The organism is Ruegeria sp. SAZA006 (genome assembly GCF_059613465.1).
On record NZ_JBXWSO010000004.1, the window covers coordinates 1 to 21547 of the forward strand.

Here is a 21547-nt window from a genome sequence, read left to right on the forward strand (position 1 = left end):
CGACCTGTGTGACCGTGGTCGGAGTGCTTTTGTTCCTCACATCATGGAGTGCGCCCGTTCAACCGCTCGCATCCCAGGCGGGCCCGGCGGAGAAACCACAAGAAAAGACTTTGTCGGCGCTTAGGGATTGAAAGCCGAGAAGGCCTTTCTGGGCGTGCCTTGTACGCACTATCTCTGGGCAGGATCTCTGGGCAGGACGGGCCACAGGTCGCGGGAATGAAGGTCCCCTTTTGCGATCTCATCTGTTACACGCTGCACGGCCGCGAATTCACACTTTCCGCCCGAACTTTTCCATAATCCACTGGACTTCTGAGCGCGACAGAGCGGTACTGGGCGAGCAGCGTGCCGCCCGGAATGTCCGGGCTCCACTCAGTACAGGGCGAGGGATTGGCCTTCACCCGCAGAGTGGAGAAACACGATGGCAATGTCATCTCATCAAGAGAACAAACCGGCGAGCCCAAAACCTTACGGAGGCAAGGCGACGCGCAGCGCCCAGTTGCACAAGCTGTTGACCCGGAAATCCGGGGTAACGCTGGCGCAGTTACAGAAGATCTTCGGCTGGCAGCCCCATACGGCACGAGCCGCGATCTCTGCCCAACGCAAGGCAGGCTGTCAGATCGAACGCAGCGATAGCGACAGAGGTTCGGTCTATCGCGTGGTCAGGGCGGACACTGCGGCATGAGCGGTGATAGCCCGGGCAAGCTGGAAAGCCTGATTGCAGACATCAGTGCCTTTGATCGCGCCGAGTGCCTGGATCGCTGGAGAGAGGTGTTTGGGCGTCCGCCGCCCAAATACCTCTCACCGCAGTTTATGAAACGGGTGCTGATCTGGGAGATACAGAACCGGGCGCTGGGCGGTGTGTCACTCAAGACCACCCGGCGCCTGAACCAGATCGCCTCCGGTAAAACCCTTCCAGCCACGACAAAACCGGGGTCGCATCTAATCCGCGAATGGAATGGCCGCACATATCAGGTCGAGGTCGTCGATGGGGGCTACGTCATGGATGGGAAAACCTGGCGGTCCTTGTCAGCCATTGCCCGACACATCACTGGCGCCCGGTGGTCCGGACCCCGCTTCTTCGGAGTGCAGTGATGCGCCGGATCCGCTGCGCCATCTATACCCGCAAGAGCTCGGAAGAGGGGCTTGAGCAGGATTTCAATTCTCTGGATGCGCAGCGAGAGGCCTGCGAAGCCTATATCGCCAGCCAGAAGCACGAGGGCTGGGAACTGCTCCCGGACCACTATGACGACGGCGGGATCTCCGGCGGGCATCTGGATCGCCCGGCACTGCAGCGATTGATGCAGGCTGTCGATGAAAAACGCGTCGACCAGATCGTTGTCTACAAGATCGACCGCCTGACGCGCTCGCTGGCCGACTTCGCCAAGCTGGTCGATCGTCTGGACGCGGCCGGGACGTCCTTTGTCTCGGTTACCCAAAGCTTCAACACGGCCACCAGCATGGGGCGGCTGACTCTCAACATGCTGCTCAGTTTTGCCCAGTTCGAACGTGAGGTCACGGCAGAGCGCATCCGCGATAAGATCGCGGCTTCAAAACGCAAGGGCATGTGGATGGGTGGGAGCGTTCCACTTGGCTATCAACCAGATGGCAGAACGCTGAAGATCGACGAGAATGAAGCGACCACGATCCGGACGCTCTACGACCTCTATCTGAAACACCGCATCTTACGAGAGGTTAAAGAACGGGCAGAACAACTCGACCTCAGGTCCCGGTGCCGTAAAAGGGCGGGTGGTCGGATATCAGGCGGAAAACACTTTGATCGTGGCCACCTCCAGCACATCCTGAGCAACCCGGTCTATGCCGGACGGATCCGTCACAAACAACAGGTGTATGAAGGGCAGCATCCTGCGATCATCGATCCTGAGATCTGGGACACGGTTCAGGATATGCTGCAAGGCAGGGCCTCCATCGCACGCGGTTCAAAAAAAATGGCAACAACATCTCTGCTGGCTGGAAAGCTCTTCGATGAAACTGGCGATCGCCTGACACCCAGCCACAGCCGCAAGAATGGCAAACGTCTGCGCTATTACATCTCTCATCGGCTGGTGAAGGATCGGAGCCGAAAGCATCCGGATGCCTGGCGTCTGCCGGCAGAGCAACTGGAAAGCCTGATTGCCGATGTCATCCGCAAGAAACTCGGCCAACCCTACATCGTGACAACGTTGATCCGAGACATATCCGCGTCCGAAATTGCCGCCAGATCGGCTGCTCTCAGTGAGTTCCAGCAGGCATCGCAACATCTGAATCTGGTCGACCGCGTTGACCTGACCCCCGGAACCCTCACGGTCCGGTTGAGTGCCTGTGAACTCTCCAAGGCCCTCGACTGTCATACGGACCGGATCAATGGAGACGAACTGACCCTGACATCGCCCTTCCGGATGCGCCGGCGCGGCGTGGAGTTGAAGCTGCATCTGGGCGATGCACCGCCGGAGGTCGATCGGACGCTCGTTCAGAATATCGTCAAAGCCCAAAAATGGTTGGCCATGATCATCCAGGGCAAGACATTTGCAGAGATCGCAGAAACCGAGGGCACATCAAAACGCCGCGTTCAGGACGTGATCGATCTCGCGATACTGGCGCCGGACATCCTCGATGCCATCGCCAATGGCGAACAACCCGAAGGCCTGACCTCCGACTATCTCGTCAAGTCAGGCGTGCCGGCTGTCTGGACAGATCAGCGCGACGTGTTCGGCAGGCAGTAGGCCAGGCTCTCCCCTCATCTTCCAAACTCGTACCGTCGGAATGGCACACTGAGACTAAGGGCTGAAATTGGCCGTTTCTGCGCTCACGTTCGCGTCTCTGTCTGAAATCCCGCAGGCCAAGCATCGGAATACACGCGAGAATACCGCAGTACTATCTCGTCGTCCGAAAATGCGAGAAAGGCTGGCTGGGGTGGTAGGATTCGAACCTACGATACACGGTACCAAAAACCGCTGCCTTACCACTTGGCTACACCCCAACGGTGAGCGGCTATCTACGATTGTTGGTGACGGTGTTCAAGTGCTTTCCCGCAAAAAATCGAGACCCGCGAAAATTTTTTTGCGGGCGATCTATTTGGTCTCCAACAGCACTGCTCCGGTTCGGTTTCCGGCCTCGACCGCACGGTGTGCGGCGGCGCATTCTTCCATCGAATAGAGCTTTTGGATCGGGCAGTTCAGCGCGCCGTCGGCCAGCGCGTGGTGGAGGTTCGCGATGGCCTGGTTGCGCAGATCGGCCGGCAGCAGATACACCAAGACCATTTCCAACGTCACCGATTTGAACATGAGCGGATAAAACGGAAGCGTCGGCGTCATATTCTGGGCCGAGCCATACGCATTGATTCTGCCGCTTTCGGCGATAACTGCCACGTTGGTTTCGACGTTTTGGCCAAACTCCACATCGACGATGCGATCGACCGGATGCCCTTGATTGGCGTCCAGGATCTGTGCCGGCAAATCAGGCGCCGTGTAATCCAGTACCGCATCGGCTCCAGCCTTTGTCACACGTTCGAAGTTGCGTGGACTGGCTGTGGCCAGCACTTTTGCTCCGCCCCATTTGGCCAACTGGACGGCAAGGAATCCGACCGTCCCTGCACCGCCGTGAACCAGCAGGGTTTTACCCGATACCGGGCCTCCGGAAAACACGGTGTGGCTGGCGGTCAGGCCGGGAATGCCGAGGACGGCACCGGTTTGCAGCGCGACCGGGTCGGGCATTTCAACTGCCTGCTCCGAGGGTAGGGTGATTTGGGTGGCGGCCGTCCCCAACGCACGGCCCCACTGGCCGTTCCAGATCCAGACCCTTTGACCCACCCGCGAGTCCGGAACCCCTGGTCCGACAGCAGAGATGACCCCTGAACCGTCGCTGTGCGGTACAATCACCGGGAAAGGTGGCTTGGTGATCCCGGGCCGTGCGCCCGCACGAGCCTTCACATCCGAAGGGTTCACTCCCGAATAGGCCAGCGCAACTGTCACTTCGCCCGGGCCCGGGGGAGTGTCTGGCAGTTCTTGAATGGACAGAACATCAGCGGCGGGTCCAAATGTCTGGTAGGTGACGGCTTTCATGGCGGCTCCGGTTTGTCGCGTCGTGACGTTCACCCTATCGTCGCGGGCCAGGAATGCTAGCCTGTCAAAAAACCATGGGAGATCAGAGTATGAAGGCGTTGCGCACACCGGACGAACGGTTCCAAAATCTGCCCGACTATGATTTCGCACCCAACTACCTTGAGGTGGATGATACTGAAGGTGGCGCGTTGCGGGTCCACTATCTGGACGAGGGGCCGCGCGCGGCAGCTCCAGTACTGATGATGCACGGCGAACCCAGTTGGTCTTATCTGTATCGTCATATGATCCCGCCAGTCGCCGCCGCGGGTCATCGGGTCATCGCTCCGGACCTTGTGGGTTTCGGCAGATCCGACAAACCCGTCGAGCGCGGCGACTATACCTATGCGCGCCACGTCTTCTGGATGGGTGAGGTTCTGCGTCAACTCGATCTGCGGGACATCACTCTGGTCTGTCAGGACTGGGGCGGATTGATCGGGTTGCGCCTGTGGGCCGAGATGCCGGACAGGTTCGCCCGGGTCGTTGTCGCCAACACGGCCTTACCAACCGGGGACCAGCCCTTGGGCGAGGCGTTTGCCGCCTGGCGACAGTTCAGCCAGGAGACACCGGATTTCCGCGCAGGGCGCATCGTCTATGGCGGAACGGTTTCAAAGCTGACCGAAGACGAGGTCGCCGCCTATGGCGCGCCGTTCCCTGACGATCGTTACAAGGCGGGGGCGCGACAGTTTCCGATGCTGGTGCCGGACCGCCCCGACGACCCCGAGTCGGAACCGAACCGACAGGCTTGGAACGTTATCCGCGGTCTGCAAACCCCTGTCCTGACGGCTTTTGGTGCTGAGGACAGGATTATGGCCGGGGTGGATGGGGTTTTTCAGAAACTTTGTCCCGGTGCGGCGGGACAGAAGCATGTTGTGCTGCCGAAAGCCGGTCACTTCCTTCAAGAGGACGTGCCTCTGGAACTTGCGGAAACGGTTCTGGCCTTCATCCGCGAGACGGCCTGAGCAGCGGTCTCATTCTCGGATTTCGTCGGGCTCCACGCCCCAAAGATTGCTTTTGAGGGTCCAGCCGCGATAGCCACCGGCCGAAATGCGGCACCAATCCACCGTGCAGGTGCCCAAGCGGGCCACGACACCTGTTTCGAAATGTGCGTTGACCGGGGATTTGGGGTCGGGGCTGGCATAGACCGGCAGCATGTCCGATTCAATCAGAACCGTGCGGACACCTGACAACAGTGCGTAGTGGACCCATCCGCCGGCCCCGTCGCGATCCTGAACCTTGCGCCAGTTGCCGTATTCGGCCGTCACCTGAAGTGGCATGCCGCGGCGCTTGAAAACCCAGTCAACACGATGAGTCAGCGAAGGGCCGCGGCGTACGTTCGCCTCGGCCGCTTTCATCGACACGTAGCGCGGCAAAGGCAGATTCGTCACCTGCCCACGTTTTTCCTGAGCGTGCGCGATTGCGCCTGTCAGGAACAGAAGCGTTGTTAGAAATGCCAGAACTGGGCGTTTCGCCCTCAAGAAAGCACTCACTGCCTGCCCGCTGATTTGCCTGTCTGCCGTGTTTCAAAAAAGGTTGGGGCGATGCCCATGGGGTTCTTGTGCCCCGGCTGATCCTGCGCCACGATGCCATGACGCGCATCGGAATGCAAAGCGGTAGGAGGGCTGAAGTGCCAAGAGAACGTCTGAGTGTTGTTGTAACGCGACGGTTGCCCGAAGTGGTCGAGACACGTCTGAGCGAGTTGTTCGACGTCCGTTTGCGGGACACCGACGCACCGATGACGCGCGACGAGTTGGTCGAGGCGGTCAAACAGGCCGATGTGCTGGTTCCGACGATCACGGACACGATCGACGCGGGTGTTTTGGGCCAGGCCGGAGAGCAGCTGAGGCTGATTGCGAATTATGGTGCCGGTGTCGACCATATCGATGTCGCGACGGCGCGTCAGCGCGGCATCCTGGTCTCGAACACGCCGGGTGTTCTGACCGACGATACCGCCGACATGACGATGGCGTTGATCCTTGCCGTAACCCGTCGGATTCCCGAGGGTCTGTCGGTTATGCAAAAGGGGGACTGGAGCGGCTGGGCGCCGACGGCTTTCCTTGGCGGGCGGATAGGAGGCCGGCGTCTGGGCATTCTGGGTATGGGGCGGATCGGACAGGCCGTCGCGCGCCGTGCTCGTGCCTTCGGAATGCAGGTCCACTACCACAATCGTCGCCGGTTGCGTCCAGAAATAGAACAGGATCTTGAGGCGACCTATTGGGAAAGCCTTGATCAGATGGTGGCGCGTATGGACGTGATCTCGATCAACTGCCCGTCAACACCTTCGTCATTTCATCTGATGAACGCGCGGCGCCTGAAGCTGATGAAGCCGACGGCGGTCATCGTGAACACGTCGCGGGGCGAGGTGTTGGACGAAAACGCGTTGACCCGGATGATCCGGGCGGGCGAGATCGCCGGGGCCGGGCTGGACGTCTACGAGCACGGAACCGACGTGAATCCTCGACTTCGGCAACTGCCGAATGTCGTGCTGCTGCCGCATATGGGGTCAGCGACGCTTGAGGGGCGCATCGAGATGGGCGAAAAGGTCATCATCAATATCAAGACGTTTGAAGACGGGCACCGGCCGCCTGATCAGGTCGTTCCCGCGATGTTGTAAGAACACGCCAAGGCATACAGGCTCCTGCTGTTTGCAAGGCAGAGCTTTGCCGTGTTTGGTGGTCGTCCCCGCATATGGTTGCGGGGCATGACGGTGCCGTGCACTGTCAGATTCAGTATTTGGATAAGGAGGTTTTTCATGTGCTCCAATTGGTTCCCTACTGTTGTGGCCTGCGCGCTGACCCTGGCGAGCCCTGTGTTTGCCCAGCAAACCGCCGATGATGTCGCGCCCGAGGGTGCATCCGACGGCCAGGTTCAGGCCTTGACCGACGAGGTGATCGCCGCACTGAAGGCCAAGGCCGACGGCGTGCCTGTCAAAGCTGAAACCTGGATGGTTGCGGCGGCCAACCCGCTGGCCGTCGAAGCGGGTGCCAAGGTTCTGGCTGCCGGCGGAACGGCAGCGGATGCAATGGTCGCCGTTCAGGTTGTCTTGGGCCTGGTCGAACCGCAGTCTTCGGGTTTGGGCGGAGGTGCATTTCTTGTCTGGTACGATGCGGCCAGCGGACGCCTGACCACCTTGGATGGGCGAGAAACCGCGCCGAGAGAGGCAAGCCCGACCCTGTTTCAGGACGAAAACGGCGAGCCGCTCAAATTCTTTGACGCGGTTGTTGGCGGGCTTTCGGTCGGGACACCCGGCACACCCGCATTGTTGGAGGAAGCCCACCGGCGCTGGGGGCGCAGCCCCTGGCCCGGTCTGTTCGAGGATGGTATCCGACTGGCCGACGAAGGGTTTGTCGTTTCACCGCGGCTGGCGGGCCTGATTCAGGCCGACGCTGATCGTCTGGCACGCTTCCCTGAGACGGCCAACTACTTCCTGCCGGACGGGGAGCCGCTGGCCCAGGGACAGCGCCTCACCAACCCAGACTATGCCGAAACCCTGCGGGTTTTGGCGTCCGAAGGGGCTGCGGGCTTTTATGGAGGAGAGATCGCGGCGGACATCGTGCGGACTGTCCGAAACGCTCCGGGCAACCCGGGGGTTCTGTCCGGAGTTGATCTGGCGCTGTATCAGGTGATCGAGCGCGAGCCGATCTGTGCCGCCTATCGCAGCTATGAGGTCTGCGGGATGGGTCCGCCGTCCTCGGGTGCGCTGACGGTAGGACAGATCCTTGGCATGCTCGACAGCTACGATTTGGCGGCGATGGGTCCCGAAAGCGCCGAAGCATGGCGGCTGATCGGCGATGCCTCGCGCCTGGCCTTCGCGGATCGCGGTCGCTACATGGCCGACAGTGATTTCATTCCGATGCCGACGCAGGGTCTGATCGATCCGGCCTATCTGGCCGAGCGTGCCGAGTTGCTGAATGACACTGGGGCGTTGACCGAGGTTGCGCCGGGGAATCCTGAGTTTGACCACGCGCTGAACTGGGCCGACGATGCGTCGATCGAACTGCCGTCGACGTCCCATATTTCGATCGTCGACGCTTATGGAAACGTGCTTTCGATGACAACGACAATCGAGAACGGTTTTGGTTCGCGTCTGATGACCAACGGCTTTCTGCTGAACAACGAACTGACCGACTTTTCCTTCCGGACCCACAGGGACGGGGTTCCGATTGCCAACCGGATCGAACCGGGCAAACGCCCCCGTTCCTCGATGAGTCCGACGATTGTCATGCAGGACGGGTCTCCGGTTCTGGCGATCGGGTCTCCGGGTGGCAGCCGGATCATCGGTTACGTCGCAAAATCCATTATTGCCTGGGCGGATTGGGGTATGGACGTCCAGCAGGCGGTCGCCCTTCCGCATCTGGTGAACCGTTTCGGGACCTATGATGTCGAGGTCGGCACAAGCGCCGAAGGCTTTGCGGACATGTTGGGCGAGCTGGGCTTTGAAGTGAACGCGCGGGATCTGACCTCGGGCCTTCATGCCATCGAAATCCGCGACGGTCTGCACGGCGGAGCTGATCCACGTCGAGAGGGCATCGCACTGGGCGAGTGATCACGTCGCAGCGATGGGTATTGCTCCTGTGGCGTGGGCCTTCTAGTCATTGTCTGGGCCTGCGCCACTGCACCAAGGGAGGGTTGCCATGGTTGAAGCGACAGCATTGTTCCGCAATGCGGCGGGGATCGACACCGCCATCAGCATTCTGAAACAGCGGTTCGGGGACCGGTTGCAGACCGGCGCCTCGGTCCGCGAGCAGCACGGGCACACCACGACCTGGATCGAAAACCAAAGCCCTGATGCAGTGGTCTTTCCAACCTCGACCGAGGAGGTCTCGGACATCGTCAAGACCTGTGCGGCGCACAAGGTTCCCGTCATTCCTTTCGGCACCGGGACGTCGCTGGAAGGTCACGTGAACGCGCCCGCCGGCGGGGTTTGCATCGATCTTGGCCAGATGAACCGGGTTTTGGCCGTGAACGAAGGTGATCTGGATTGCGTCGTGCAGCCCGGGGTCACCCGCGAGGACTTGAATATCCATCTGCGCGACAAGGGGCTGTTCTTTCCGATTGATCCCGGAGCCAATGCCTCATTGGGCGGGATGGCGGCAACCCGAGCGTCGGGTACCAATGCGGTTCGCTATGGAACGATGAAGGACAATGTCCTGAGCCTCGAGGCGGTTATGCCCGATGGCAAAATCATCCGTACCGGTCACCGGGCCAAAAAATCCTCGGCCGGCTACGACCTTACCCGCTTGCTTATAGGTGCCGAGGGCACGCTGGGCATTATCACGGAACTGACTCTGAAACTGCACGGCATCCCCGAGGCGATTACCTCGGCCCGGTGTTCTTTCCCGACGGTGGATGCGGCCTGTCAGGCCGTGATGACGACCATCCAATTCGGCGTTCCGGTTGCTCGGATCGAACTGTTGGACGCGATGTCGGTCAAAGCGGCCAACGCGTATTCCGGGCTGAAGCTGCCGGAAACGCCCTTGCTTCTGCTCGAGTTTCACGGCTCGGAGGCCGGCGCAGCGGAACAGGCCGAAACCTTTGGCGAAATCGCCGAGGATTTTGGCGGCACGGGCTTTGTCGCTACGGCCAGCACCGAAGAAAGGTCCAAGCTCTGGCAGGCGCGGCACGACATGTACTGGGCGTCCCTCCAGCTTCGGCCCGGAGCGCGAGGAATCTCGACGGATGTCTGCGTCCCGATCTCGCGCTTGGCCGAATGCGTCACCATGGCTCAAGACAAGGCAGCCGAGTTGGACCTGCTGGCCCCGGTCGTCGGTCATGTCGGTGACGGAAACTTCCATACGCTGGTGCTGATCGACATGGAGGATGCCGACGAAGTGGCGCGGGCCAGTCAGTTTGTCGGATGGCTCAACGATCTGGCGATCTCGATGGACGGGACCTGCACGGGTGAGCATGGAATCGGGCAGGGCAAGAAACCGTATCTGGTCCGGGAACTTGGGGATGCGACCCGGTACATGGCGGCGATCAAGGCCGCCCTGGATCCTGACAACATCATGAACCCCGGCAAGATCGTCTGACCAGGCCGGGAAAGCGCACGCAACTATCGGCTCTTGGTGTGTGCCTGTTCGGGGATTCGCGTCCCAACGTGTACGGTAGGTCGGTTTTGCACCGTTTTGCGTCGGATGGACTTGGCGCTGATTGGTCCCGTTCGGCATAAACCTTGCCAAACAGACTCAATCCGGAGAGCGGGCGTATGAAAACCCAAGTCAAAGCACTGGTCGTTGGCGGCGGCGCCGTCGGGACCTCGATAGCCTATCACCTGGCCAAGGCGGGCTGGGATGATGTCATGCTGATCGAGAGGGACGAGTTGACCTCGGGCTCGACCTGGCACGCCGCGGGTCTGCTTCCGCTGTTCAACATGTCCTATGCGACGACCCATATCCACAAATACTCGGTGGATTTCTACAAGACGCTGGAAGAGGAAACCGGCCTGAACGCGGGGTTCGCGGTGGTTGGAAACCTGCGCATGGCGCAGACGCAGGACCGCATGGATGAGTTCATGCTCTATGCCTCGACTGCCGAGACCTGCGACGTCAAATATGAATGGTTGACGCCCGAGCAGATCAAGGAGCGCTGGCCGCTGATCGAAACCTCGGATCTGAAGGGCGCGCTTTACCATACCGAGGACGGTTACATCAATCCGGCCGACGTGACCCAGGCGATGGCCAAGGGCGCCCGCCAGCGCGGTGTCGAGATCGTGCGCAAGATGCAGGCCGATGCCTTCCATTGGAACGGAACCCACTGGGAAGTCACCTGCACCAAGATGGTCGAAAAGGGTGGCAACCTTGTCCCCAGCGACGAGCAGGTGGTCATCACCGCAGAGCACGTCGTGACCGCTTCGGGAAACCATGCCCAGCGTACCGCCAAGCTGCTTGGGATCAAGATGCCGGCGATCCCGGTCGAGCATACCTTCATTGTCATGGACAAGGACCCGGAACTGGTGAAATGGCGTGAAGCCGGCAATCCGGAACACCCGGTCGTGCGTGACGCCGACAACGAATCCTACGCACGCGAGGAGCGCGGCGGCTGGATCCTTGGCATCTACGAGCACGGTGCCCCGGCACGTTTCGAATACGGTGTGCCCGACAGTTTCCGCGCTGACCTGTTCCCTCTGGATCTGGACCGGATCGCCGATCAGTACATGGCCATGGCCGAGCGTGTCCCGTCCTGTGCCGAGTCCGGCCTCAAGGACGATTTCAACGGTCCCATCTGCTATACGCCTGATGGCAACCCGCTGGTCGGCCCGGCGCCGGGCCTGCGCAATATGTGGCTGGCCGAAGGGTTCAGCTTTGGCATCACCGCCGCCGGCGGCACCGGCTATTATCTGGCGCAGATGATGGTCGACGGCGAAGCCGAGATCGACATGGCCTCGCTGGACCCCAAACGCTATTCGTCCAACTGGATGACCACCGAATTCGCCGCGCGCAAGAACGAGGAATGCTACGAGCACGTCTACATTCTGCATCACCCGGATGAAGAGCGCGAGGCCTGCCGTCCGCTGCGCACCGTTCCGGCCTATGATCGTCAGAAAGCCCGCGGCGCGCAGTTTGGGTGGGTCAACGGATGGGAACGCCCCAACTATTTTGGCCCGGTCGATGCCCCTGACAACTTCGACAGGGAAAGCCGCAGCTTCCGCCGTGGTGGATGGTGGCAGTATGCCGTCGAAGAAGCCAAGGCGATCCGCAACGGTGTCGGTCTGATCGACGCGTCAGCCTTCACCAAGCATGTCGTCAAGGGCCCCGGCGCCACCCAGTTTCTGGATTGGTTCACCTGCAACAAGCTGCCCAAGGTCGGTCGCATCAATCTGACCTATGCGCTTACGGCGCATGGCACCACGCGTACCGAGTACACCATCGTTCGCCTGAAAGAGAACGAGTATTACCTCGTCTCGGCCGGTGCCTGGACCGAGTATGACGCCGACTTCCTGCGCAAGGCGGCCGAGGACAAGATGGACGAGTTCGGCTACATCGAGATCCAAGACGTGACCACCCAGTGGGGCGTCTTTGCCATCGCCGGGCCGAAATCGCGCGATGTGCTGAAAGAGGTCATCAAGGACGCCGAGCCGGAAACCGCCCTTTCGAACAAGCGCTTCCCCTGGCTGTCGGCACGTCAGATCGAACTGGGCATGTGCCCGGTCAACGCGATCCGCGTGGCCTATACAGGCGAGCTGGGCTGGGAACTGCATCACCCGATCGAGATGCAGAACTACTTGTTCGATCTTCTGGAGAAGGCCGGCGAGAAGCACGGCATGAAGCTGGTCGGCGCCCGCGCGCAAAACTGGCTGCGGCAGGAGAAATCCTATCGCGCCTTCGGCACCGAACTGGGCCGCGACGCCACCCCGCTCGAGGCCGACCTGCCGCGTTTCGTCGATCTGAACAAAGAGTTCCACGGCAAGGACAAGCTGATCGAGACCGGCGTGCGGGTGAAATGCTCTACGTTGCTGATCGACGGGCCCGAGGACGCCGACCCGTGGGGCCGTGAGGCGCTCTATACGCCCGAAGGTGAGCGCGTGGGGCGTCTGACCTCGGGCGGGTATTCGGTGGCTTTCGAGAAATCCATCGGATTGGGCTATGTAAAGCCCGAACTGGCCGTGGAAGGAACCAAACTGAAGGTCAAAATGCTGGACCAGCTGTGGGATGCGGTCGTGACGTGCGACAGCCCCTATGACCCCAAGAACGAGACCATCCGCAAGGACGGTTGATCGGACAGAGGCCCCGGACAACTCCGGGGCCTTTTTTTTGGCTACGCGCTGAGCTCGTCGAAGCACTCCAGCGCCTTGGCTGCGTACATCATCGACGGACCGCCACCCATCTGGATCGCCATGGCCAGAACGTCCGAGAATTCTTCACGCGAAGCGCCCGCCTTGACCAGTGTTTCGGTGTGCAGCGAAATGCAGGGTTCGCACCGTACTGCTATGGACATGCCCAAGGCGATGAACTCCTTGGTCTTGAAATCCAGTGTTCCGCCTTCCTTGACCGATTTCCCGAGCGTACCGAAAGCGCGGGCGGTATCTGGTATGGCTCCGTTCAGGTTGCGCAATCCGCTGCGCGTTTCAGCAAGTCTGTCTGACCAGGTCATGTCTTGTGCCTCATGTACATATTGCATCTTGCATATGTATCAGCGGCGTCAGAGCGGCTTTGATCTTGATCAGATCGAGGGCTTTTCTGCGACAAAAGCCAGATTGTTCGCAGGCATTGGAACCACTCCGACAACCCGCAGCCCTTTGCTTTCCAGGTAGTTGCTGATCTGGCTGTCGTCCTTGTAGCCGATCTCGGGGTCTTGCCGGGTCAGGTCGGCATGAAAGCGTCGGTCCCCGTCGCTGATCAGCTTGCCCTGGCGCATGAACGGTCCGTAGAGAACGAACCGCCCCCCGGGGCAAAGGGCCAATGCGGCCTCGGACAGAACATTGCGGGCTTCTTTCCAGCTGATCAGATGCAGCAGGTTAATCAGAATGATAAGGTTCTGGTTGCCAAAGTTCTGGTGCCATCCGGACAGGGTTGCGTCCAAATCTACGGCGGGAAGGATGTTTGGCAGGTCCTCCGCATAGGCGTCGATGCTGGCCCGGCGGGCGGGATCGATCTCGCTTGGCTGCCAAGTCAGGTCAGGAAAGATACGGGCAAATGCGGCGACGTGTTGACCCGTGCCGCTGGCCAGTTCCAATGCGTTTCCAGTTGCGAAGGGCATCTCGGCTAGCAACGCGCACAAGGCGTCTGTATTGCGGCTGGCCGCAGGAGCGATCATCTTCGCGCCGTCACCCTGAGAGGCGACGCTTGCCGTCGGAGGCAGTTTCCGCCTGCCCATCAGCGTAACCGGGACACGGATAGCGCGGAGACCATCGCGGCATCCAACTCGGGCGCGCGGCCTAACGCAAGATCCGCGACCAATCGCGACGCGGCCGGTGCGGTTTGAAACCCGTACCCTCCCTGACCGGCAGACCAGACAAAACTTTCATCTGACGGGTCGGGACCCAGAACAAGCGTGCCATCCGGGGCAAAGCTGCGCAGCCCGGCCCAATTGGTCTCGACACGGGTGACCGGGCTGGTCACCATTTCTTCGTACCGGGCCAGGCCCTCGGCCAGCACCATATCGTCGGCATAGGCGTCATGCGGTTCGACCGGGTCGGCCTCGGACGGTGACACCAACAGCTTGCCGGCATCCGGTTTGGCGTACCAGGTTTCACCCGCGCCCAGCATCATCGGCCAATTTTTCACATCATGGCCCCCAGGTGCTGGCAGTCGGGCCATAGAACGGCGGCGCGGCGTGATTCCGATCGGTGCGATCCCGGCCATCCTTGCGACCTCGTCCGCCCACGCACCAGCGGCATTGACGATGGTGCGCGCCTGAAAGACCTCGGCCGCTTCCACCAGCCAATGGCCGTCCTTGCGGATCCGCGCCACTTTTTGGCGGGTCAGTACCGATCCCGCGTTGGCGCGAATGGTGCGGGCGAAATCCTGTAGTACACGGTCGGTGTCGATGTCGTAAGCGCCCTCACTCAGCGCTGCGTATGCGACGGTTTCCGGGTTCAGGACCGGGACACGGGCCAACGCATCGGGGACCGAAATTTCGGCCATTCCCAGCTCGCCCAGGTCTTTGCGGAACTGGTCGGCCTGATCACTTTTGGCCAGCAGCATCAACCCGCGCGGGGTCAGATAGTCGTTCGAAAAAAAGAACTCGGCGCTGGCCTTGTTCAGAGCCACGACCGAAGGCGGGCCATAACCTTCTTCGAACAATGCCGCCGATCGCCCCGAGGCGTGATAGCCCAGCGCGTCCTCGGCCTCGAGTACGGTCACCGATCCATGCTCGGACAGACGCGCGCCGGCGCTGAGGCCGGCAATACCTCCGCCGATGATCAGAAAATCAATCACTGGACTTCCTCCAACCGGTCCGTCGCCGGTGGCGGTGTCTGGCTGAGCGCCGTGATGCGGGCATAGAGCTCAGCCGGAAGGTCGAGCGTCAGCGCAGCCAGCGACGGCGCCAGCTGTTCGGCAGATCTGGCCGATATGATCGGCGACGGGGCAAACGGGCTGGCGGCAACCCAGGCGACGGCAAGCGTCGCCGGATCCACGCCAGCCTGATGTCCCAAGCGAGCCAGCTCGGCAGCTGTTTCGGCCATCCACTCAGCTCCATAGCGGCTGGCATATCGGTCATCTTCGGACAGCCGGCCGGCTGCAGCGCCATGGGAGTACTTCCCGGTCAGCAACCCGCCACCCAGCGGCGAGTAGGCAAAAACCGATATACCTTGATCCGCACACATCGGCAGGATCTCGACCTCGGCCTGTCGCTTGACCAGGTTGTACATCGGTTGCAGCGCGTCAATGGTCAGGCCGAAATCTGCGGCGACGCGCACGGCTTTCATCACTTGCCAGGCGGCAAAATTAGACAGGCCGACATAGCGGATCTTGCCCGCGTCTTTGAGCTGGGCAAAGCACTCAATCGTTTCGGCAAGATCGGTATCCGGGTCGAACCGGTGCAGGTACAGCAGGTCGACCATGTCCTGACCCAGACGTTTGCGCGAAACGTCGAACTGCGCGCGGATGTTGGCTGCGCCGGCGCCGCCGGTGTAACCCGCTTTGGTGGCGATCGTCAGCTGCTCGCGCTGAGACGCGATCATCTGGCCCAGCAATGTTTCCGACGCACCGTCGGTATAGACATAAGCTGTATCGAAATGCGTGATACCGGCCGCGCGACAGGCGTCGAACATGGCCCGGCTTTGCTCGGCATCGGCGCGGCCCCCGAACTGCATCGTGCCAAAGGTGAAACGGCCAATGTCAGTGCCGTCGGGATTGGAAAGCCTGAGTGTCATGAGAGTGCCTGAAATGAGCCCGACGAACGGGGGTCTTTGATCAATTGTCGCCTCAAGTTTTAATCAGGGTTGAATTTGAGCATCAACCCTTCCAAACATTCACAACCAAAAACGCAGGAGGGCAGGGTGACCAGCGCAGACCTACACCCAATGGCCACAGGGCACATTCCGTCATATGTGACCCAGGCGGATGGCAGCGATTTTCTCTTCAATTTCATGGTGATCTTCACGGTTGGTCTGATCCTGCTGATCGGTGTCGCGTATTTCACATTGCACTCGATCCCCGAGAAGATGGCCCATGAGAACAACCACCCGCAGTTTCAGTTGGTCGGTATCCTGGCGTTGTTGGCCCTGTTTACACACAACGGGATTTTCTGGGTTGCTGCTATCCTGGTCGCGGGTTTTCAGTTTCCTGACTTTGCAGCGCCCCTGCGCGCGATTGCAGATGCAATTCGGTCGCTGGCACCCGGGGCGTCACCTCCGCCCGCCGTGCCTGACCCTGAGCCCGCCGCTCCGCAGGAGCACTGACGCATGATCGAAACATTTCTGTGCGCACTGGTCACCGTTCTGCCCGACTTTCTGTTCCGACGCTTCGTTCAGGGAAAACGTATTGGTCACGAAATCACTCTGTTCACCATGTGGTACGAACTGCGCTGGGGGCTGACCGCCTGCGCGATCCTTGCGCTGACGGTGATTACCACGCTGTTCTACTTCCACCCGGCGAGCAAAACGGCGGCGTCCTATTTTCGGACCGTAACGATTCTTCCGCAACTGGGTGGGCGCGTGTCCGAGGTCTATGTCACCAACAACCAGATGGTCACCGCGGGCCAGCCGATCTTCCGTATCGAGGATTTCACCCAGCGCGCGCAGGTCGAAGCCGCACATGCCCAGATTGCTCAGATACAGGCCTCGCTGAAGGTCGCGCAAACGGATCTGGCCGAGGCCGAAGCCGGTATTGCAGGCGCGCAGGCGGCGCTGGCGCAGGCGCTTGAGGATTTGGAGCGCAACACCACCCTGCGCGATCAGGGATCCAGCGCAGTCCGCCTGACCGAGATCGAGCGACTGGAAAACCTTGTCGCCGAGCGCGAGGCCAAGGTTCTGGCCGCGCAATCCCAAAAGGCGGCCGTTGTTCAGAAGATCGAAGAACTGATCCCTGCCCAGTTGGCCAGCGCCGAGGCGCAGCTGGATGCCGCTCTGGCCGAATTGGACAAGACGACAATCAGCGCCGGTGTGACGGGCCGGGTCGAGCAGTTCGGGCTGCGGGTCGGCGATTTTGTCAGCCCGCTGATGCGCCCGGCGGGAATTCTGGTTCCGACGGATTCCGGGCGCGACCGGTTTCAGGCGGCTTTCAACCAGATGTCGGCGCAGGTGATCAAACCGGGAATGATCGGAGAGCTGGGCTGTATGACGCGGCCATTCACGGTGATTCCGGTCGTAGTGGTCCAGGTGCAGGATGTGATCCCTTCGGGGCAGATCCGACCCACTGACGAATTGCGCGACGTTCAACAGAACACAACCCCCGGATCAATCCTCGTGTACCTGGAGCCACTTTATGAAGGGCTGGCAGACAAGGTGCCCCCGGGCAGCAACTGTCTAGCCAATGTCTACACCGACAATCACGACAGGCTTGAACACGAAGATCTGGGGTTCTGGGAAAGGGCATTCCTGCATGTCGTGGACACGATCGGTGTGGTTCATGCGGCAGGCTTGCGACTGCGTCTGATCCTGATGCCGGTGAACACGCTGGTTCTAAGCGGTCACTGATGGCGGGAACGTGAGTGTTCTCGCGCTATTGTGTCTGGAAATGGCGCCTGTCCCCGGTTAACTGCCGCACATGTTTGATGCGCAAATCCGCCCGATTATCGACCCGGCCCTGAACGCTCAGGGCCGTTTTCTCGCGCGGTTGGGCTTTACGGCAAACCAGGTGACGCTGATTGGGCTGGCTCTTGGTTTGGTCGCAGCGGGCCTGATCGTGGCAGGCGCGACGTACTGGGCGCTGCTGCCGTTACTGCTGTCGCGTCTCGCGGATGGCTTGGACGGTGCTGTTGCGCGTGCCCGGGGCGGGACCGATTTCGGCGGCTATCTGGATATCACCTGCGACTTTCTGTTCTACGGCGCGATCCCCTTCGCATTCGTTCTGGCTGACCCGGCTGCCAATGGCGTGGCCGGTGCTTTCCTTTTGCTGTCCTTCTATTTCAACGGCACCAGTTTTCTGGGCTTTTCCCTACTGGCGGACCGGCACGGTTTGAAGACCGACGCCAGAGGGCAGAAGGCCTTGTATTTTTCCGGTGGTTTGCTGGAGGGGGCCGAAACGATCGGTTTCCTTGTTCTTTTGTGTCTGGTGCCGGATGCGTTTGCGGCCTTGGCGTGGGTATTCGGCAGCTTGTGTTTCCTGACCGCCATATCCCGGATCGTGTTGGCAGCGCGCAGTTTCGGCAACCGTTCCGGGAACTGAAAAAGCCCGCCGTTTCCGGCGGGCTTTGGGTTTGTTGACAGTACATGCCAGGCTTATTGCGGGATGTCGCCTTCCAGCCCTTCGACATAGAAGTTCATGCCGGCCAGAGTGCCATCATCGGCCACTTCGCCCTCGGCCAGCCAGGCGCTGCCGTCCTGCTTGTTCAGCGGTCCGGTGAACGGGTGATAGCTGCCATCTGCAATCGCGGCTTTCAGGGCCAGCGCCTCTTCTTTGACGTCGGCCGGAACGGCGTCGGAAATCTCGCCGATTTCAACCATGCCTTCCTTGATGCCGTCCCAGGTGTTCACCGACTCCCAGGTGCCATCCATCACGGCCTGGGTGCGCGCGATGTAGTAAGGCGCCCAGTTGTCGATGATCGAGCTGACGCGCGGCATCGGAGCATATTCGCTCATGTCCGAGGCCTGGCCGAAAGTGATCACGTTGCCGGCTTCTTGTGCAGCCGCCTGCGGTGCGGTCGAGTCGGTGTGCTGCAGGATCACGTCTGCGCCCTGTTCGATCAGAACCTTCGCCGCGTCGGCCTCTTTCGCCGGATCGAACCAGGTGTAGGCCCAAACGATCTTGAACTCGACATCCGGGTTCACCTTCTTGGCGTGGATGAAGGCCGAGTTGATGCCTCGGATCACTTCGGGGATCGGGTACGAGCCGATGTAACCGATGATGTTCGACTTGGTCATCTTGCCGGCGATATGACCTTGGACAGCGCGACCCTCATAGAAACGCGCCGAGTAGACCGACACGTTGTCGGCGGTCTTGTAACCCGTGGCGTGTTCAAATTTCACGTCCGGGAATTTCTTGGCCACGTTGATGGTCGGGTCCATGTAACCGAACGAGGTGGTGAAGATCAGGTCGGCGCCTTCCAGCGCCATCTGAGTCATGACGCGCTCGGCATCCGGGCCTTCGGGCACCGATTCCACGTACACGGTTTCGACCTTGTCGCCAAAGTGCTTCTCGACGGCCTGACGGCCCTTGTCGTGTTCATAGGTCCAGCCGCCGTCGCCCACCGGGCCGACATAGACGAAACCGACCTTTGTCTTGTCCTCGGCCACGGCGCCCGTGGCAAGGCCAAGTGCCATGGCGGCGCTTGCCAGAAGTGAAGTGAATTTCATTTAGTTACTCCCCAAGTTGGTACAGTTGGCCCCTAGTGCGAGGCGTGGAAGGTCCGGCCCAGTGAGGCAGGTGCGCTGCTCTTGTCGGCCGAAAGGATCACAAGCACAAGGATCGTGATGATGTAGGGCGACATTGCCAGATACTCGACAGGTATGGCAACGCCCGCTGCCTGCAGATTAAGCTGCAAGACCGTGATTCCGCCAAACAAATAGGCACCCAGCAAGGCACGCCACGGTTTCCAGCTGGCAAACACCACCAGAGCCAGAGCAATCCACCCGACTCCGGCGGTCATGCCTTCGGTCCACTGAGGGACCCGGATCAGGCTGATATATGCACCGCCAAGCCCCGCACAGGCCCCGCCGAACAGGATCGCCATAATGCGGATCTTGATGACCTTGTAACCGAGGGCATGCGCCGCATCATGGTTCTCACCCACCGCACGCAGGATCAGCCCGACGCGGGTGTATTTCAACGTGGCCCACACCGCTGCCGTCAACGCGATCCCGACATAGAGGATCGGATCATGTTGGAAAAGGATCGGACCGATGACCGGAATATCGCTGAGCAGCGGGATGTGGATGTCCCCCATGCTGGGCGGTTTGATGCCCACATAGCTTTGGCCCAGAAGGGCACTGAAGCCCAAGCCAAACAGCGTCAGCGCAAGACCGCTGGCAACCTGGTTCGCCAGCGCGAACTGGGTCAGCAGAACGAACAGCAGCGACAGCAGCGCACCGCCAACGGCCGCCGCGACGAAACCCAACCATGGCGAGCCTGTCTCGACCGAGATGGCAAATCCGCTGATTGCGCCCACGATCATCATGCCTTCGACGCCGAGGTTCAGAACGCCGGCCTTTTCGACGACAAGCTCTCCGATCGCCGCGAGCAGAAGCGGGGTTGCGGCAACCATCAACGAGGCCAGCAAAAGAACGGGGTTGATTTCTCCAAGGTCCATGGTCACGCCACCTCGCTACGGGCCGCACGAATGCGGTAGTTGGTCAAAAGATCGAAGGCCAGCAGGAAGAACAGAAGCATTCCCTGGAACACCTGGATGGCCGCAGCGGGCAGCCCCAGCTGGGATTGTGCGATTTCGCCACCGATATAGGTCAGCGCCATCAGGCCGCCGGCCAGCAGGATGCCCACCGGGTGCAGACGGCCCAGAAACGCCACGATGATCGCGGTAAAGCCGTAGCCCACGTTGAAGTCGATGCTCACCACGCCTGACGGGCCCGAGACCTCGAACATTCCGGCAAGACCGGCCAGCGCACCCGACAGCCCCAGGCAAAACAGGATCAGCCGAGGAGGGTTCACGCCAGCAAATCGCGCCGCGCGCGGAGCTTCACCCGTGAGGCGGATGTGAAACCCCAGCATGTGCCGGTTCAGCAGGACATAGGCAAAGATCACCGCGATAAAGGCCGCGACGACGCCCCAGTGCATGCCTGTTCCGGCGAACAGTTCAGCATTGTGGGCGCTTTCATAGGACTGCAGGTTGCGCGAGCCGGGAAATCCGAACCCTTCGGGGTTTTTCAGCAAACCCAGCGACATCGAGGCCAGAAACTGCTCGGCCACGTAAACCAACATCAGGGAAACGAGAATCTCGTTGGTGCCGAACCGAACCTTGAGCAGGGCCGGGATCATCGCCCAGATCCAGCCGCCGAATGCGCCGGCGATCACCATGATTGGAAAGACGTACCACGCATCCAGAGGGTAGAAGGCCAGACCGGCCGCGGCGCCGAAGATAGCGCCCATGATGTACTGGCCCTCGGCGCCGATATTCCAGATACCGGCGCGGAAGCCCAGCGACAGACCGATGGCGATCAGAACCAACGGTGCGCCCTTCACCAGCAGTTGCGGTCGGTAATAAAATGAGAACTCTCCGAACAGGGGTTCCCAGAAGATGGTTCCGATCGCTTCGACCGGGTTCTTGCCCAGAATTACAAACAGCAACCCGCCGAAAACCATGGTGGCCAGCACTGCGACCAGAGGGGTGGCATAAGACCACGCCTTGGACGGCTGTGGCCGTTTCTCCAACACTATCATTTGCTCATCCCCCCA

Annotated in this window: 20 protein-coding genes and 1 tRNA gene; 11 read left to right on the plus strand and 10 right to left on the minus strand. The window is 60.7% G+C overall.

What is annotated here, in order from left to right:
- Window positions 1–418 precede the first annotated feature (418 nt).
- From AC2FNZ_RS02695 to AC2FNZ_RS02705, 3 genes are read left to right on the plus strand one after another with little or no spacing between them, the layout of a single operon-like run.
- A complete protein-coding gene (locus tag AC2FNZ_RS02695; protein WP_170441367.1) occupies window positions 419–682 on the plus strand; it encodes a DUF3489 domain-containing protein in 264 nt (87 codons plus the stop codon).
- Complete coding sequence (locus tag AC2FNZ_RS02700; protein ID WP_496839454.1) at window positions 679–1092, plus strand: DUF2924 domain-containing protein; 414 nt, start codon at window positions 679–681, stop codon at window positions 1090–1092. The genes AC2FNZ_RS02695 and AC2FNZ_RS02700 overlap by 4 nt, the downstream gene beginning before the upstream one ends.
- Window positions 1092–2720 (plus strand): recombinase family protein, encoded by a 1629-nt coding sequence (locus tag AC2FNZ_RS02705; RefSeq protein WP_496839455.1) that lies wholly within the window; start codon window positions 1092–1094, stop codon window positions 2718–2720. The genes AC2FNZ_RS02700 and AC2FNZ_RS02705 overlap by 1 nt, the downstream gene beginning before the upstream one ends.
- A gap of 182 nt (window positions 2721–2902) precedes the next feature.
- Here AC2FNZ_RS02705 and AC2FNZ_RS02710 read toward each other — a convergent pair.
- Together AC2FNZ_RS02710 and AC2FNZ_RS02715 are read right to left on the minus strand one after the other, a co-directional pair.
- Window positions 2903–2977, minus strand: a tRNA-Gln gene (locus AC2FNZ_RS02710).
- A 91-nt stretch (window positions 2978–3068) separates the two neighbouring features.
- Complete coding sequence (locus AC2FNZ_RS02715; RefSeq protein WP_496839456.1) at window positions 3069–4058, minus strand: NADPH:quinone reductase; 990 nt, start codon at window positions 4056–4058, stop codon at window positions 3069–3071.
- Window positions 4059–4147: 89 nt separating this feature from the next.
- Between AC2FNZ_RS02715 and AC2FNZ_RS02720 the strand changes: the two genes are divergently transcribed.
- Window positions 4148–5056, plus strand: a complete 909-nt coding sequence (locus AC2FNZ_RS02720) for a haloalkane dehalogenase (protein ID WP_496839457.1) — start codon at window positions 4148–4150, stop codon at window positions 5054–5056.
- A 9-nt stretch (window positions 5057–5065) separates the two neighbouring features.
- Here AC2FNZ_RS02720 and AC2FNZ_RS02725 read toward each other — a convergent pair whose 3' ends face one another.
- Complete coding sequence (locus AC2FNZ_RS02725; protein ID WP_244952386.1) at window positions 5066–5530, minus strand: SH3 domain-containing protein; 465 nt, start codon at window positions 5528–5530, stop codon at window positions 5066–5068.
- A 191-nt stretch (window positions 5531–5721) separates the two neighbouring features.
- Between AC2FNZ_RS02725 and AC2FNZ_RS02730 the strand changes: the two genes are divergently transcribed.
- The 4 genes from AC2FNZ_RS02730 to AC2FNZ_RS02745 all read left to right on the plus strand — a co-directional run bounded on the left by AC2FNZ_RS02730 (window position 5722) and on the right by AC2FNZ_RS02745 (window position 12810).
- On the plus strand, window positions 5722–6708 hold the full coding sequence (locus AC2FNZ_RS02730) for a 2-hydroxyacid dehydrogenase (protein WP_496839458.1): 987 nt from the start codon (window positions 5722–5724) through the stop codon (window positions 6706–6708).
- Window positions 6709–6846: 138 nt separating this feature from the next.
- The gene (gene ggt / locus AC2FNZ_RS02735) at window positions 6847–8640 is read left to right on the plus strand and encodes a gamma-glutamyltransferase (protein ID WP_496839459.1); all 1794 of its coding nucleotides are present in this window, start codon (window positions 6847–6849) and stop codon (window positions 8638–8640) included.
- Window positions 8641–8728: 88 nt separating this feature from the next.
- On the plus strand, window positions 8729–10126 hold the full coding sequence (locus tag AC2FNZ_RS02740) for an FAD-binding oxidoreductase (RefSeq protein ID WP_496839460.1): 1398 nt from the start codon (window positions 8729–8731) through the stop codon (window positions 10124–10126).
- A 176-nt stretch (window positions 10127–10302) separates the two neighbouring features.
- Window positions 10303–12810: a GcvT family protein gene (locus AC2FNZ_RS02745; protein WP_496839461.1), complete on the plus strand. Its 2508-nt coding sequence runs from the start codon at window positions 10303–10305 to the stop codon at window positions 12808–12810.
- A gap of 41 nt (window positions 12811–12851) precedes the next feature.
- Here AC2FNZ_RS02745 and AC2FNZ_RS02750 read toward each other — a convergent pair whose 3' ends face one another.
- The 4 genes from AC2FNZ_RS02750 to AC2FNZ_RS02765 all read right to left on the minus strand — a co-directional run bounded on the left by AC2FNZ_RS02750 (window position 12852) and on the right by AC2FNZ_RS02765 (window position 15912).
- Window positions 12852–13187 carry a carboxymuconolactone decarboxylase family protein gene (locus AC2FNZ_RS02750; protein WP_496839462.1) on the minus strand — a complete coding sequence of 112 codons (336 nt, stop codon included), beginning with the start codon at window positions 13185–13187 and terminating at the stop codon, window positions 12852–12854.
- A 69-nt stretch (window positions 13188–13256) separates the two neighbouring features.
- On the minus strand, window positions 13257–13910 hold the full coding sequence (locus tag AC2FNZ_RS02755; RefSeq protein WP_496839464.1) for a DUF938 domain-containing protein: 654 nt from the start codon (window positions 13908–13910) through the stop codon (window positions 13257–13259).
- Entirely contained in the window at window positions 13910–14974 is a 1065-nt protein-coding gene (locus AC2FNZ_RS02760; RefSeq protein WP_496839466.1) for an NAD(P)/FAD-dependent oxidoreductase, read from the minus strand. Before AC2FNZ_RS02760 ends, AC2FNZ_RS02755 begins: the two co-directional genes overlap by 1 nt.
- Window positions 14971–15912 carry an aldo/keto reductase gene (locus AC2FNZ_RS02765; RefSeq protein WP_496839468.1) on the minus strand — a complete coding sequence of 314 codons (942 nt, stop codon included), beginning with the start codon at window positions 15910–15912 and terminating at the stop codon, window positions 14971–14973. Before AC2FNZ_RS02765 ends, AC2FNZ_RS02760 begins: the two co-directional genes overlap by 4 nt.
- 126 nt (window positions 15913–16038) lie before the next feature.
- On the opposite strand from AC2FNZ_RS02765, the gene AC2FNZ_RS02770 reads away from it, so the two are divergent.
- The 3 genes from AC2FNZ_RS02770 (at window position 16039) to AC2FNZ_RS02780 (ending at window position 18367) form a co-directional block, all read left to right on the plus strand.
- The gene (locus AC2FNZ_RS02770; protein ID WP_437342871.1) at window positions 16039–16440 is read left to right on the plus strand and encodes a hypothetical protein; all 402 of its coding nucleotides are present in this window, start codon (window positions 16039–16041) and stop codon (window positions 16438–16440) included.
- Between the two features lie 3 nt (window positions 16441–16443).
- Window positions 16444–17676 carry an HlyD family secretion protein gene (locus tag AC2FNZ_RS02775; protein WP_170337786.1) on the plus strand — a complete coding sequence of 411 codons (1233 nt, stop codon included), beginning with the start codon at window positions 16444–16446 and terminating at the stop codon, window positions 17674–17676.
- 70 nt (window positions 17677–17746) lie between these two features.
- Window positions 17747–18367 carry a CDP-alcohol phosphatidyltransferase family protein gene (locus AC2FNZ_RS02780; protein ID WP_496839470.1) on the plus strand — a complete coding sequence of 207 codons (621 nt, stop codon included), beginning with the start codon at window positions 17747–17749 and terminating at the stop codon, window positions 18365–18367.
- 53 nt (window positions 18368–18420) lie between these two features.
- On the opposite strand, the gene AC2FNZ_RS02785 is transcribed toward AC2FNZ_RS02780, so the two are convergent.
- Genes AC2FNZ_RS02785 through AC2FNZ_RS02795 form a run of 3 tightly spaced genes read right to left on the minus strand, consistent with a single transcriptional unit; the run spans window position 18421 to window position 21532 of the window.
- Window positions 18421–19494 (minus strand): BMP family ABC transporter substrate-binding protein, encoded by a 1074-nt coding sequence (locus AC2FNZ_RS02785; protein ID WP_170337473.1) that lies wholly within the window; start codon window positions 19492–19494, stop codon window positions 18421–18423.
- A 32-nt stretch (window positions 19495–19526) separates the two neighbouring features.
- A complete protein-coding gene (locus AC2FNZ_RS02790) occupies window positions 19527–20447 on the minus strand; it encodes an ABC transporter permease (RefSeq protein WP_170337474.1) in 921 nt (306 codons plus the stop codon).
- 2 nt (window positions 20448–20449) lie between these two features.
- On the minus strand, window positions 20450–21532 hold the full coding sequence (locus AC2FNZ_RS02795; RefSeq protein WP_496832385.1) for an ABC transporter permease: 1083 nt from the start codon (window positions 21530–21532) through the stop codon (window positions 20450–20452).
- Between the last annotated feature and the right edge of the window lie 15 nt (window positions 21533–21547).

Bases quoted from the DNA above. Each gene is read 5' to 3' on its own strand.
- AC2FNZ_RS02780 (WP_496839470.1), top strand. From the start codon at position 17,747: ATGTTTGATGCGCAAATCCGCCCGATTATCGACCCGGCCCTGAACGCT.
- AC2FNZ_RS02765 (WP_496839468.1), bottom strand. From the start codon at position 15,912: ATGACACTCAGGCTTTCCAATCCCGACGGCACTGACATTGGCCGTTTC.
- AC2FNZ_RS02705 (WP_496839455.1), top strand. From the start codon at position 1,092: ATGCGCCGGATCCGCTGCGCCATCTATACCCGCAAGAGCTCGGAAGAG.
- AC2FNZ_RS02795 (WP_496832385.1), bottom strand. From the start codon at position 21,532: ATGATAGTGTTGGAGAAACGGCCACAGCCGTCCAAGGCGTGGTCTTAT.
- AC2FNZ_RS02775 (WP_170337786.1), top strand. From the start codon at position 16,444: ATGATCGAAACATTTCTGTGCGCACTGGTCACCGTTCTGCCCGACTTT.
- AC2FNZ_RS02720 (WP_496839457.1), top strand. From the start codon at position 4,148: ATGAAGGCGTTGCGCACACCGGACGAACGGTTCCAAAATCTGCCCGAC.
- AC2FNZ_RS02745 (WP_496839461.1), top strand. From the start codon at position 10,303: ATGAAAACCCAAGTCAAAGCACTGGTCGTTGGCGGCGGCGCCGTCGGG.
- AC2FNZ_RS02740 (WP_496839460.1), top strand. From the start codon at position 8,729: ATGGTTGAAGCGACAGCATTGTTCCGCAATGCGGCGGGGATCGACACC.
- AC2FNZ_RS02755 (WP_496839464.1), bottom strand. From the start codon at position 13,910: ATGGGCAGGCGGAAACTGCCTCCGACGGCAAGCGTCGCCTCTCAGGGT.
- AC2FNZ_RS02700 (WP_496839454.1), top strand. From the start codon at position 679: ATGAGCGGTGATAGCCCGGGCAAGCTGGAAAGCCTGATTGCAGACATC.
- ggt (WP_496839459.1), top strand. From the start codon at position 6,847: ATGTGCTCCAATTGGTTCCCTACTGTTGTGGCCTGCGCGCTGACCCTG.
- AC2FNZ_RS02750 (WP_496839462.1), bottom strand. From the start codon at position 13,187: ATGACCTGGTCAGACAGACTTGCTGAAACGCGCAGCGGATTGCGCAAC.
- AC2FNZ_RS02790 (WP_170337474.1), bottom strand. From the start codon at position 20,447: ATGGACCTTGGAGAAATCAACCCCGTTCTTTTGCTGGCCTCGTTGATG.
- AC2FNZ_RS02715 (WP_496839456.1), bottom strand. From the start codon at position 4,058: ATGAAAGCCGTCACCTACCAGACATTTGGACCCGCCGCTGATGTTCTG.
- AC2FNZ_RS02695 (WP_170441367.1), top strand. From the start codon at position 419: ATGGCAATGTCATCTCATCAAGAGAACAAACCGGCGAGCCCAAAACCT.
- AC2FNZ_RS02785 (WP_170337473.1), bottom strand. From the start codon at position 19,494: ATGAAATTCACTTCACTTCTGGCAAGCGCCGCCATGGCACTTGGCCTT.